Raw genomic sequence first — 12,278 nt, forward strand, 5'->3', positions numbered from 1 at the left:
GGGCCGGTACTCGAAGGTACCGGCCCCACGACGTGCGCGTCGGCGGTCCGCTCAAGCGTGACCTCGCGCCCGGTGGATCAGGACAACTGACCGTTGTAGTCCGGCAGTTTGTACGTCTTCTCGGCGTGGCCGCCCGAGAGGTCGGTGGCGCTGTTGCCGACGTTCGCGATGATCGTGTAGCCCTTGTTCTCGATGTCGACGCGCTGGGCCGTCTTGTAGTCGCCGACGTTCTTGAACAGGTCGAAGAAGCCGCGCACGTACAGGCCGGAGACCTTGTAGCCGACGTACTTGAGGTTGTAGTCGGTCACCGTGTAGATGATGCCCGGGCGGGCGGTGACGAAGAACAGGGAGACGCCGTGCTCCTGGGCGTACTTGGCGACCTCCTGGACCGGCTTGTTGGCCGGCTGGGGGTAGCTGAAGCCGAAGTCCGTCTCCAGGGTGGTGTTGTCGATGTCGAAGACGATCGCCTGCTTCTCACCCGGCTTGGTGTTGGCGATCCGCTGCTTCAGATAGGGCAGCGCCTGGTCCATCACCGCCCGGGTGTCCTTCTGCCAGGTGTCGTAGTCGACGTCCTCGGCGGCGGCCGTGGTGGTGGCGGTCGAGGTGCTCGTCGCGGTGGCGGTCGTCGCGGCTTCGGCGGGGACCGCGAGGGCCACGAGGGCTGCCGCGGAGACGGTACCGACCGCGATACGGCGCGCCCAGGGGCGGCGAAGCGTCATGTGTGGGGGTCCTCTCACGTCACGTGCGCTGTTTTGTTATCGCGTGCATGTTCGTGGGTGGGGGTGGCGTGAGGGGAAAGCTAGGGTTACTGGGCGGTAAGTCGCTAGAGATGTGCGTCACATATTTCTGACGATCACTCACCCTCCACCTGAGCCCCCTCGTCGGAGAGAGCGGTGGCGTAGCGCCCGTCACATTCCGGGGTCTTCTGATTGCGCTGGGCGGTGACATGAGGCACAGGCGATTTGTCCGTTACTAGCGGGAATAGTGGAAAGCGGCCGTGAGGGCAAAACGGACGTAAATCCCCAAACAGGGTTGAGCGATTTAGCATCGGCGCTGGTTCGTCCGTATTACGTGATCTGTCAAGGTGCGGGGATTTTTGGGTCGGAGTACTAGCGCACGTCGTAGATAGGGGGGTTTGTGGGTTCGTGGCGAGCGGGGTTACCAAGGGATGGCCATCCGGCGACCGCATGTGTCGGGTGGTTTTCCCTGTCGTCGTTCCCGTGAGGTTTCGAATGTCCCCGCGCTTCTCGTTCCGTTCGCCCCGTACGTCCGCGTTCCGCACCCGTGCTGCTGTGCTGGCCGCCGGACTGGGAGCATCGGTCGCACTGGGCGCCGGAGGCGCGGTCGCTGCTGAGATGACCTCCGCCCCCGCTGCTCCCGCCGCCGTTCAGGCCCAGACCGTCGCCGCGAAGAAGGCGACCGCGAAGAAGGCCCCCGCCAAGAAGGCCGTCTCCTGGGTCAAGCCGGTGAAGAAGTACACGAAGTCCGCCAGCTTCGCGCAGGCCGGCGGCATGTGGCAGTCCACCCACAGCGGTCAGGACTTCGCCGTCCCGACCGGCACTCAGGTCGTGGCCGCCCACGGCGGCACCGTCGTCAAGGCCGGCGGCAACGGCGCCGGTGACGGTCCCGCGTACGGCAACGCCATCGTGATCAAGCACGGCAACGGCACGTTCTCCCAGTACGCCCACCTGTCGCGCATCGACGTGAAGGTCGGCCAGGTCGTCAAGACCGGTCAGAACATAGCCAAGTCCGGCAACACCGGTAACTCCAGCGGTCCGCATCTGCACTTCGAGATCCGCAAGGCCGCCAACTACGGCACCGCGATCGACCCCGTGGCCTTCCTTCGGGCCAAGGGTCTGTCGATCTGAGGCACTGAGCCCGTCAGGCGCCCTTGTGCGCCTGGGTGATCAGATCCGTGGCGACCTCGAGGATGGCCTTGCGCTTCTCCTCGGGGTCGCCTTCGAGGTCCTTCAGCACGAACATCCCGGCGTGCATGGTGAACAGCGCGCTGATGCAGCGCACCTGGTCGACCAGGTCGGCGTCGGGGTCGATGATGATGTCCCGCATGCCGAGCATCCGGTCCTTGAACGTCTCGCCGATGCTCAGTTCGCGGACGGTCGCCTGGTTCTCCTGCATGAAGCGGAACAGGGGGGACGCGCCGGCCAGGGCCTCGCTGTAGCGGCGGACGATCTCCTGCTTCGTGTCCAGCGTGTGCGGCTGCTGCCTGCCCCACTCGATCAGGTCCTCGATCGGCTGCGTCAGATCCTCGAAGAGGCTGACGATGATCTCTTCCTTGGTCTTGAAGTGGTAGTAGAGGGCCGCTTTCGTGACGTCCAGGCGCTCGGCGATCTCGCGCAGGGAGGTCTTCTCGTAGCCCTGCTCGGCGAAGAGCTCGAGGGCCACGTCCTGGATGCGCTGGCGGGTGTTCCCGCGGCGCCGCTGCTTGGTGCCGTCCATGGTGCCACCCATCCTCTTACTCCTTGGCTTTCCGCAAAACTTACTTGACGCCCGGCTAGTTACGCGCCTACCTTCCTTCAGTGTAGGCAACTAGCCGGGCGGCAAGTAAGTAGCTGGGGGAGAGGGACCATGGCGGAGACACTGGCAGTGGACACGGGGCCGGCGGATCAAGCGAAGCAGGCGGATCCGGCCGAGAAACCCAGGAGCGTACGGGTCGTACTGCTCGCGTTGATGATCACGATGATGCTGGCGATGCTCGACAACATGATCGTGGGCACCGCGATGCCGACGATCGTCGGTGAGCTCGGCGGCCTCGAGCATCTGTCGTGGGTCGTCACGGCGTACACCTTGGCCACCGCGGCCTCCACTCCGCTGTGGGGCAAGCTCGGCGACATGTACGGGCGCAAGGGCGTCTTCATGTCGTCGATCGTGCTGTTCCTGATCGGGTCCGCGCTCAGCGGCATGGCCCAGGACATGGGACAGCTGATCGCGTTCCGGGCCGTCCAGGGGCTGGGCGCCGGCGGTCTGATGGTCGGCGTCATGGCGATCATCGGCGACCTGATTCCGCCGCGGGAGCGCGGCAAGTACCAGGGCATGATGGCCGGCGTCATGGCACTGGCCATGATCGGCGGGCCGCTGGTCGGCGGCACCATCACCGACCACTGGGGCTGGCGCTGGGCGTTCTACATCAACCTGCCGCTCGGCGTCGTCGCGCTCGCCGCGATCAGTGCCGTACTGCACCTGCCGAAGAAGCGGGCGAAGGCGCAGATCGACTATCTGGGCGCCGCGCTGCTGACCGTGGGAATCACCGCGATCGTGCTGGTGACCACATGGGGCGGTACGGAGTACGCCTGGACGTCCGCACGGATCATGGAGTTGATCGGGATCGGCGTCGCCGCGCTGGCCGGGTTCGTGTACTGGCAGACCAGGGCCGCGGAACCGGTGGTCCCGCTGCACATCTTCCGCAGCCGGAACTTCACGCTGATGTCCGTGATCGGCTTCATCACCGGGTTCGTGATGTTCGGCGCGACGCTGTTCCTGCCGCTGTACCAGCAGTCGGTGCAGGGCGCCTCCGCCACGAACTCCGGACTCCTGCTGCTGCCGATGCTCGGCGCGATGCTGGTCACCTCGATGGTCGCCGGGCGGGTGACCACGAACACCGGGCGGTACAAGGTGTTCCCGGTGCTCGGCAGTGTGCTGATGGTCGTCGGGCTGTATCTGCTGTCGACGATGGACACCGGGACGAGCCGGGTCATGTCCGGTGTGTTCATGGCCGTGGTCGGCTTCGGCATGGGCTGTCTGATGCAGATCACCATGCTGGTCGCGCAGAACAGCGTCGAGATGAAGGACATGGGCGTCGCGTCCTCGTCCACCACGCTCTTCCGTACGCTCGGCTCCTCGTTCGGTGTCGCGATCATGGGCGCGCTGTTCAACAACCGGGTCCAGGACGTCATGACCGAGCGGGCCGGTGCGCTGGGCTCGAAGGTGACCGAGCAGTCGGCGCAGCTGGACGCGGCGAGCCTCGCGAAGCTGCCGGAGGCGGCACGGGAGGCCTACCAGCACGCGGTGTCGGCGGGCACGCACTCCGCATTCCTCCTCGGAGCCGTGATCGCCGTGCTGTCCCTGGCGGCGGCCGTGTTCGTGAAGGAGGTCCCGCTCAAGGGGGCGGGGCCGAAGGCGGAGGCGGACGCCGTCTAGGCCGGTCCGAAGCCGCAGGACCCTACTGGTGAGTGCAGGACCCCCGGGTGGATCGCCGCCCGGGGGTCCTGTCAGTGGGGCGTGCCACCATCGGCTGCATGGACAAGGTGCGGCAGCTTCGGCTGGCCAAGGACGCCATGGACCGGGACTGGGCCGATCCTGAGCTCGACCTGGACGCCGTGGCCGCGCACGCCGGGTACTCGCGGTATCACTTCGTGCGGGCCTTCAAGGCGGTGTACGGCGAGACCCCGGGGCAGTACCTGACGCATCGGCGCATCGAGCGGGCCGAGGAGTATCTGCGGGTGGCCAATCTGACCGTCACCGAGATCTGTCATCTGGTCGGCTTCAGCAGCCTCGGGACGTTCTCGGCGAAGTTCAAGGCGCGGACCGGGCTGTCACCGAGCGAGTACCGGGAGAAGCACGTCGGACGTGGTGCCGCTCTGATACCGGGGTGCTACGCGATGCTGTGGGCCGGGGGCTTCCGGCAGCGGGAGGACCGGCAGACGCGGGAGAGCAACTCTGGAGAAGCGCCCTGACAGGGCCTCTGCCTAACGTGACGGAAGGAACCGCAGGGCGATAAAAGGGGAGAGCAGCTCATGATCAAGGGCCTGGGCATCACCACCGTATGGACGTTCGACCAGCAGCGCACCAAGGCGTTCTTCACCGAGAAGATCGGCTTCGAGGTGCGCAACGACCTGTCCATGGGCGACATGAAGTGGATCACCGTGGGCGCCAAGGGGCAGCCCGACGTCGAGCTCGCGCTCATGAGCCTGGACGGGCCCGGTCTCGACCCCGAGTCCTCCGAGGCGCTGAAGAAGCTCGTGGCCAAGGGGGTCATCGGGGCCGGGGCGTTCCACACCGACGACTGCCGGGGGGACTACGAGACCTTCAGGGCACGCGGGGTGGAGTTCATCCAGGAGCCGCAGGAGCGGCCGTACGGCATCGAGGCGATCTTCCGCGACGACAACGGCAACTGGTACTCGCTGACCGAGCGCAGCGCGGAGCTCGACTTCTCCAAGTCGTTCGACTGAGAACCGAGGCCCCGGGCTACGGCAGCATCGGGTAGCTCCCCGTGGCCGTCGGCGCGTGCTCCGGAAGCCACAGAACGGCCACCGCGCCCTCAGCCGGCACATGGTCCGGGGAGCCCGCCGGGCGAATGTTGCGGAAGGTCAGCCGGGCACCGAGAACCCGGGCCTGACCTGCCGCGATGGTCAGACCGAGACCGTGCCCGTGGCCCGCGCGGTCGCTGCTGCCCGTGCGGAAGCGGCTCGGGCCGTCGGCGAGCAGGTCCTCGGGGAACCCGGGGCCGTGGTCGCGGACCCGGATGACCCGGCCCTCGACCGTGACCTGGATCGGCGGCCGGCCGTGGCGTGCCGCGTTGGCCAGCAGATTGAACAGCACCCGCTCCAGGCGCCGAGGGTCGGTCGTGACCTCCGACTCATGGACGACCCGCACCTCGATCGCGGGATCCTTGGCCGCGACCCGCCGGCTGACGAACTCGCCCAGCAGGATGTCCTGCAGCTCGGCCCGCTCCGAGGCGCTGTCCAGCCGGGCCACCTCCAGGACGTCCTCGACCAGCGTGCGCATGGCCTTCGCCCGGTCCAGGACCAGCTCGGTGGGCCGGCCGGGCGGCAGCAGCTCGGCCGCCGTGAGCAGTCCGGTCACCGGCGTGCGCAGCTCGTGCGCGATGTCCGCGGTGACCCGGCGTTCCGCCTCCAGCCGCTGCTGGAGCGCGTCCGCCATGGCGTCCACCGCACTCGCGAGGTCGTCGGTCTCGTCCCGTACGACACCCCCGATCGCGTCCCGCACCCGCACATCCGGCTCCCCGCTCGCGACCTGGTTCGCCGCGGCCGCCGCCTTGCGCAGCCGGCGCGACAGCTGCCCGCCGATGAGCACCCCGAGCGCGCTGCCGCCGAGCACCACCGCGATGGACCCGATGATCATGGCCTGGTCGAGGCGGTTGAGGATGTGGTCGCTGCGGTCGGTGAAGCCGGTGCGCAGCGACAGGACATGCCCGTTGTTGAGCGGCACGGCCGCCCAGATGTCGGGCGCCCCGCTCGGCGAGTCGGTCACATACGTCGCCCGCCGGCCCTCCTCGACCCTGTCCCGCAGCGCCGCCGGCAGCTCCGGGTCGTCGATCGTGAGGTTGGGGAAGTTCAGCCGCTTGGACTGCTCGTAGCTGCGCTGGGCGATCTGGATGCGCTCGTCCGCGAGGTCACGCGCGCTGTCCAGCATCGAGACCCGGGCCTGGTTGTGCACCACCAGGCTCAGCACGACCGCCACCAGCGCGCCGACCAGCGCGATCGCCGCGCTCAGCTTCCACCGCAGTCCCGTACGGATGGCGATACGGCCGCCCACGCGCGGGCGCGTACGGCCACCGGCGAGCGAACCCATCCGGACCCCCGTGCCCTGCCCCGCGACCCGCGCCGGGTCGGTGAGGCCGACTCTCCCCGCGCCGGAAGTGGCCGGGCGTCTGAACATCCCCCGCATACCCGCCCCGCTCAGGCCTTCAGCTTGTAGCCGAAGCCACGGACGGTCTCGATGCGGTCCTGGCCGATCTTCGTCCGCAGCCGCTGCACATGGACGTCGACGACACGGGTGTCCCCGCCCCAGCCGTAGTCCCACACCCGCTCCAGCAGCTTGTCCCGCGACAGCACGGTGCCCGGCGCCGAGGAGAACTCCAGCAGCAGTCGCATCTCGGTCGGCGTGAGCGCGACGGGCGCACCGCCCCGGCGCACCTCCATGCCCTCGGTGTCGACCTCCAGGTCACCGAAGGCCAGCGGGCCGCCGTTGGCCGTGGGATCCGCCTCGTCCCCCCGGTCGGGACCGCTCGCGTGCCCGAACCGGCGCAGCACCGCCCGGATCCGCGCGACCAGCACCGCACCGTCGAACGGCTTGGTCACGTAGTCGTCCGCACCCGCCTCCAGACCCAGCACCACATCGATCGAGTCGGCGCGCGCCGACAGCATGATCACCGGCACGGTCGACTCGTCGCGGATACGGCGGCACAGACTGACCCCGTCAAGGCCCGGGACCATGACGTCCAGCAACGCGATGTCGGGCCGGTCCGCCCGGAACGCCTCCAGGCCCGACAGCCCGTCGGGCATGGCGGTGACCGCGAAGCCGTCCCGCTCCAGGGCGAGCTGGGTGGCCTCGCGGATGACGTCGTCGTCCTCGACGAACAGGACGTGGGTCTGGTCTGCCATCCCGGTGCTCTCAGTCCTCGTGTGCTGCCAGTGGTGCGTCGGATGCTTCTCGGTCGCGCAGGACGTGTCCACTCGTCAGACGCATGGAGCGTCCGAAGCGTTCACGTCCAGGCGGTCTCAGCCGTCCGGCGCCGGCGAAGCGTCGTCGCCGAGGGAGCCGTAGTCGGTGCGGGTGCTGTACTTCCGGACGAAGCGGTCGGAGGTCCACAGGTACGAGGTCACGTCCTCGCTGGACGGGTTCGACAGCGCGTCGTCCTTGGCGTACACCTGCTTGGTCACCACAAGGTAGCCGCGGTCGATCTCGGCGTAGACCGGGGGCTCCTCCGACTTGAACACATTCTGGTACGAGCCGTCCCGCTCGCGATACACGTACGAGGCGACCCCGACCGAGTCGCCGCAGGACAGGACGTTGACCACGATGTCGTCCGCCGGCGCGCCGGTCAGCTCGCCGTACGACACGTCGATCGGGTAGTCGTCGGACACACAGGGCTTCAGCTCGCGCTTGACCTCCGCCGAGACCACGGGGTCCGCCTTGACCAGCCGGACGGCCTCCGTCCGGTCCGGGACGGGCGAGGGTGAGGGCGAGGCCGACGACGGGACCGCCTTGCCGCCCGCCATGTCGGCGTGCGCGGGCCCCTCGTCACGGGCGCCGGTGCCGCCGGTGGCACAGCCGGAGACGAAAAGGGCGAGGGCGACGACCACGGCCATCGCCGTGAACGCCGCCTGATAGATGCCCCGGCCGGGCCCGGGCCCGGAATGCGCGGAGCCGGTGTCCCCGGACTCCCCGTCCGTGGCCCCGTCACCCCGGTCGGTGTGCCCGGTGCCGCCCGTCGTCGTGCCTAGGCCGCGCAACGCTCCCGCTCCTCACGCTCCAGCGCGCGTGCGTCCAGATCGCGGCTCTCCAGCTCCTCGCGGAGCCGGGCGAGCGCCCGGTGCAGCGTGCTCTTGACCGTTCCGGCCGACATGCCGAGGGCGGCGGCCGTCTCCTCCGTGGACATCTGCTCCCAGTGTCGCAGCACGACGACGCTGCGTTGCTTCGGAGCGAGAACCTTCATGATGTCCATCAGCAGGGCGCGGTCCGCGTGCTGCTCGGTGGCGTCGTCGACGGACGCGTCCGGGAGCTGCTCGGTCGGCACTTCCTCCAGCTTGCGCGCCCGCCACCACTCGGTCCGCGTGTTGATCATCACGCGGCGCAGGTAGGCGTCCGCGAGCCGCTTGTCCGCGATGCCGTCCCAGCGGTGGTACGTCCGCACCAGCGCCGTCTGGAGCAGATCCTGCGCGTCGACCGGGTCCGGGACCAGCCGGCGGGCGCTGCGCAACAGCGCGTCCTGCCGAGTGCGGACGTACTCCTCGAACTCGAGCACCTCGCCCTGCGCCATGTTGACCGCCTCCCGATTCCCCGTCCCCGGCCGGCTCGTTCGCCGTCGGTGCCACTGCCTGTGGTTCGTAGTCGTCCCCGCCTGTCGGGTACGGAAATGAAGCTACGGAGGCGTTGTCACGGGGCTGTCCGAAGCAGCCTGCGGCCAGCGCTCGGCTGTCCGTCGGTTGTGTAACGGATTCAGGAAAGGGGTAAAACGGCTGGGGACTTGGGGTTGGTATGTATCGATTTGGGCGATTTATGGCCGTGCGGAGGCTGTGCATCGTGTGTTGCGAAGGCCCTACGGCTGTGATCTGACTGTGCGTCAGCTAGACGGCAGCCGGTACATCCCGCCGGGCAGCGGCTCGACCAGCCCGTCGGAGACGAGGCCGTCCAAGGCACGGGCGCGCTGCACCGGTTCGTGCCACACCCGGTCCAGAGCGGCCTGCGGAACGGGCACATGGGCGTCCCGCAGTACGGCGAGCAGCTTGCCGCGTACCTGACGGTCGGTCCCGGCGTACGTCTGGCCGCGGCGCGGCGGGCCGTCGTGCTCCGGCTTGCCCGCGAGCCGCCAGGCGCACTGCGCGGCGATCGGGCAGCGCTGGCACGACTCGTTCTTCGCGGTGCACACCAGCGCGCCGAGCTCCATGGAGGCCGCGGCCCAGCGGGCGGCGGTGCGTTCCTCGTCGGGGAGCAGGGCGCGGGCGAGCTTGCGCTCGGCGGCGGTCGTGGCGTTCGGCGGGTACTGCACGCCGGTGACGGCGCGGGCGATGACCCGGCGGACGTTGGTGTCCAGCACGGGATGCCGCTGTCCGTACGCGAAGGACGCCACGGCGGCCGCCGTGTACTCGCCGATGCCGGGCAGCGCGAGGAGCTGGGCATGGTCGGTCGGTACGTCCCCGCCGTGCCGTTCCGCTATGGCGACGGCGGCTCCGTGCAGCCGCAGGGCGCGGCGAGGGTAGCCGAGCCGGCCCCAGGCGCGGACGGCTTCGCCGGGGGCCTCCTTGGCCAGGTCGGCGGGGCGGGGCCAGCGGGCCAGCCACTGCTCGTAGACGGGCAGGACACGGCTCACGGGCGTCTGCTGGAGCATGAACTCACTGACCATCACGCCCCAGGGTCCGGCCTCGGGGCGCCGCCAGGGGAGGTCGCGGGCGTTCTCCTCGAACCAGTCGATGACACTGCCGTGCAGCGGCTGACCGAGGGGGCCGGCGGAGTTGGCGTCGGTGTGGGCGTGCGGGGGCTTCGTGGGCGCAGTCATGGCTTTCCGATCCTGCCATGTCGAGGGCGGCGGGGTGGGTAGGCGGCGGGTGCCGGTGCGTTGGCGGCCGCGGGCGGGTATGGCCGAGGCCCGCGTCCCCGCTCGAAGCGTCGTCCGGAGGGAACGTCCACACGGCGGACGGCTGGCCGTTCCTGGCGAGCGGCGGCGAGACCGAGGTCGTCGCGGAGGCGGGCGACGGGCGCGAGGCAAGGGGTTGCGCGGCCGGCGTACCCGACGGTTTCCGGGATGATGATCCGGAAAAGTTGTCGTCCGGGCGGCGGGTGGAGCCGAATGGCACGCCGATCTCTCGTAAGGTTTGCGCCGTGGGATCTCTGCGCAATCCGGTCGGGCCGCTTCCCTCCTCCATCTACTGGCGACGGAGGGCCGTACTGCTGTCTGTTTTCACCCTGTTGGCGCTGCTGATCGCCTGGGTGCTCGTCTCGGGCGGCGGAGGCGGCAAGAACGACGCGGGCGGATCCGACGGCAAGAATCCCGCGCCCTCGACGATCACGCCGGGCCCGTCGGGTTCGGGGCCGGCGATCAGTCAGGCGCCGGGCGGACGCGACGAGTCGACCGCCGGCGGGGACTCCGGGGGGTCGGGAGACGGCTCCGGGGACGGCGACGGGTCCGGGGACGGTTCGTCCGGCGGGTCGGAAGGGTCCGGCAGCGGTTCCGCCGGTGGCGGCTCAGGCGGTGGTGTCGGCGCGGACGACACCGTCGCCGACGGCTCCTCGCTGCCCGACTGTGTCTCGGGCCAGGTGAAGGTGACGGTGCACAGCCGGAACAACGCGTACGACCCCGGCGAGACGCCCGCCCTGCTGCTGACCGCGAAGAACTCCTCCACCTACGACTGCAAGGTCGACCTCGGCCCGAAGAACGCGGTGGTGACGATCACCCAGGCGGGTTCCGAGGACGCCCTCTGGTCCTCCGCCGACTGCCCCGAGGCCGCCGCCAGCCTGCGGTTCCGGGTACCGGCCGGCGAGAGCATCACGTACACCGTGAAGTGGGACCGCAAGGCCAGCGCCCCGCAGTGCACGACGCCCGCCGCCGGGGCGGCCGGGGCGGGCACGTATCTGGTGGAGGCGAAGACGCCGGGGTTCGGGACGGCCCAGACGTCGTTCGTGCTGGAGAACGACTAGCCAGACGTGCCGCCCGGCTAGACGTACCGCTCCAGGATCGAGCTCTCCGCGAGTCGCGACAGCCCCTCCCGGACGCTGCGGGCCCGGGCCTCGCCGACGCCGTCCACCGTCTGGAGGTCGTCCACGCTGGCGGCGAGCAGCTTCTGCAGGCCGCCGAAGTGCTCCACCAGGCGGTCGATGATCGCGCCGGGGAGTCGGGGGACCTTGGCCAGGAGGCGGAAGCCGCGCGGGGAGACCGCCGAGTCCAGCGCCTCCGGAGAGCCGGTGTAGCCCAACGCCCTTGCCACCGTGGACAGTTCCAGGAGCTCTGCGTGGGTGAGGGCGTCCAGCTCGTACAGCGCCTCATCGACCGTGCGGGAGCGCTTGGCCGTGGGCTCGGGGACGTAGTCACGCACCACGAGCTCGCGCTCGGGCTCCACGCCGGCGATCAACTCGTCCAGCTGGAGGGCGAGAAGGCGTCCGTCGGTGCCCAGCTCGACCACGTATTCGGCGATCTCGGTCGCGATGCGCCGGACCATCTCCAGACGCTGGGCCACCGCCGAGACATCGCGGACCGTCACCAGGTCCTCGATCTCCAGCGCCGACAACGTGCCCGCGACCTCGTCCAGGCGGAGCTTGTAGCGCTCCAGGGTCGCCAGGGCCTGGTTGGCGCGGGAGAGGATCGCCGCGGAGTCCTCCAGGACGCGGCGCTGGCCGTCGACGTACAGCGCGATCAGCCGCATGGACTGGGAGACGGAGACGACGGGGAAACCGACCTGCTTGCTGACCCGGTCGGCCGTGCGGTGCCGGGTGCCCGTCTCCTCCGTGGGGATCGTCGCGTCCGGCACGAACTGCACGCCCGCGCGCAGGATCTTCGACAGGTCCGACGACAGCACGATGCCGCCGTCGAGCTTGCACAGCTCCCGCAGACGCGTCGCCGCGAACTCGACATCCAGGACGAATCCGCCCGTACACATCGTCTCGACGGTCTTGTCGAAGCCGAGGACGATGAGTCCGCCGGTGTTGCCGCGAAGCACCCGCTCCAGTCCGTCCCGCAGGGCCGTGCCGGGAGCCACCGCGCTCAGGGAGGCGCGCATCAGGCCATCGGCACCGGAACTCCCGCCGGACTTTCCGGGAGCTGACGCCCGGTCGTTGGCTGCCACTGCACTCCTCCGGTCGCAGGT

The 12,278-nt window shown here is 69.6% G+C and carries 13 protein-coding genes; 5 read left to right on the top strand and 8 right to left on the bottom strand.

Features of this window, described 5'->3' with window-relative positions; all coding sequences use genetic code 11:
• Positions 1–77 precede the first annotated feature (77 nt).
• Positions 78–719, bottom strand: a complete 642-nt coding sequence (locus tag ACFQ6S_RS42545; RefSeq protein ID WP_383421658.1) for an HAD family acid phosphatase — start codon at positions 717–719, stop codon at positions 78–80.
• A 513-nt stretch (positions 720–1,232) separates the two neighbouring features.
• Between ACFQ6S_RS42545 and ACFQ6S_RS42550 the strand changes: the two genes are divergently transcribed.
• Positions 1,233–1,868 carry a M23 family metallopeptidase gene (locus ACFQ6S_RS42550; protein WP_383421661.1) on the top strand — a complete coding sequence of 212 codons (636 nt, stop codon included), beginning with the start codon at positions 1,233–1,235 and terminating at the stop codon, positions 1,866–1,868.
• A 13-nt stretch (positions 1,869–1,881) separates the two neighbouring features.
• On the opposite strand, the gene ACFQ6S_RS42555 is transcribed toward ACFQ6S_RS42550, so the two are convergent.
• Entirely contained in the window at positions 1,882–2,469 is a 588-nt protein-coding gene (locus ACFQ6S_RS42555) for a TetR/AcrR family transcriptional regulator (protein ID WP_383421664.1), read from the bottom strand.
• Between the two features lie 117 nt (positions 2,470–2,586).
• On the opposite strand from ACFQ6S_RS42555, the gene ACFQ6S_RS42560 reads away from it, so the two are divergent.
• The 3 genes from ACFQ6S_RS42560 to ACFQ6S_RS42570 all read left to right on the top strand — a co-directional run bounded on the left by ACFQ6S_RS42560 (position 2,587) and on the right by ACFQ6S_RS42570 (position 5,186).
• Positions 2,587–4,155, top strand: coding sequence for an MDR family MFS transporter (locus tag ACFQ6S_RS42560; RefSeq protein WP_383421667.1), 1,569 nt, complete (start codon positions 2,587–2,589; stop codon positions 4,153–4,155).
• 98 nt (positions 4,156–4,253) lie between these two features.
• Positions 4,254–4,691, top strand: coding sequence for a helix-turn-helix transcriptional regulator (locus tag ACFQ6S_RS42565; RefSeq protein WP_383421669.1), 438 nt, complete (start codon positions 4,254–4,256; stop codon positions 4,689–4,691).
• Positions 4,692–4,751: 60 nt separating this feature from the next.
• Positions 4,752–5,186: a VOC family protein gene (locus ACFQ6S_RS42570; RefSeq protein ID WP_383421672.1), complete on the top strand. Its 435-nt coding sequence runs from the start codon at positions 4,752–4,754 to the stop codon at positions 5,184–5,186.
• A gap of 16 nt (positions 5,187–5,202) precedes the next feature.
• Here ACFQ6S_RS42570 and cseC read toward each other — a convergent pair whose 3' ends face one another.
• From cseC to ACFQ6S_RS42595, 5 genes are all read right to left on the bottom strand, one after another.
• Positions 5,203–6,768 carry a two-component system sensor histidine kinase CseC gene (cseC, locus tag ACFQ6S_RS42575; RefSeq protein WP_383421725.1) on the bottom strand — a complete coding sequence of 522 codons (1,566 nt, stop codon included), beginning with the start codon at positions 6,766–6,768 and terminating at the stop codon, positions 5,203–5,205.
• Positions 6,657–7,361 (bottom strand): two-component system response regulator CseB, encoded by a 705-nt coding sequence (gene cseB / locus ACFQ6S_RS42580; RefSeq protein WP_383421675.1) that lies wholly within the window; start codon positions 7,359–7,361, stop codon positions 6,657–6,659. The genes cseC and cseB overlap by 112 nt, the downstream gene beginning before the upstream one ends.
• Positions 7,362–7,478: 117 nt before the next feature.
• On the bottom strand, positions 7,479–8,069 hold the full coding sequence (locus tag ACFQ6S_RS42585; protein WP_383421728.1) for a hypothetical protein: 591 nt from the start codon (positions 8,067–8,069) through the stop codon (positions 7,479–7,481).
• A gap of 131 nt (positions 8,070–8,200) precedes the next feature.
• Entirely contained in the window at positions 8,201–8,740 is a 540-nt protein-coding gene (locus ACFQ6S_RS42590; protein ID WP_019756474.1) for a SigE family RNA polymerase sigma factor, read from the bottom strand.
• Positions 8,741–9,043: 303 nt separating this feature from the next.
• Positions 9,044–9,976 carry an A/G-specific adenine glycosylase gene (locus ACFQ6S_RS42595; RefSeq protein WP_383421678.1) on the bottom strand — a complete coding sequence of 311 codons (933 nt, stop codon included), beginning with the start codon at positions 9,974–9,976 and terminating at the stop codon, positions 9,044–9,046.
• A gap of 323 nt (positions 9,977–10,299) precedes the next feature.
• Between ACFQ6S_RS42595 and ACFQ6S_RS42600 the strand changes: the two genes are divergently transcribed.
• On the top strand, positions 10,300–11,115 hold the full coding sequence (locus tag ACFQ6S_RS42600) for a hypothetical protein (protein ID WP_383421681.1): 816 nt from the start codon (positions 10,300–10,302) through the stop codon (positions 11,113–11,115).
• Between the two features lie 17 nt (positions 11,116–11,132).
• Here the strand turns inward: ACFQ6S_RS42600 and disA are convergent, their stop codons facing one another.
• Complete coding sequence (disA, locus tag ACFQ6S_RS42605; protein WP_383421684.1) at positions 11,133–12,257, bottom strand: DNA integrity scanning diadenylate cyclase DisA; 1,125 nt, start codon at positions 12,255–12,257, stop codon at positions 11,133–11,135.
• Positions 12,258–12,278 lie beyond the last annotated feature (21 nt).

Origin of the sequence: Streptomyces sp. NPDC056479 (genome assembly GCF_042795335.1) — a bacterium.
Lineage (GTDB): Bacteria > Actinomycetota > Actinomycetes > Streptomycetales > Streptomycetaceae > Streptomyces.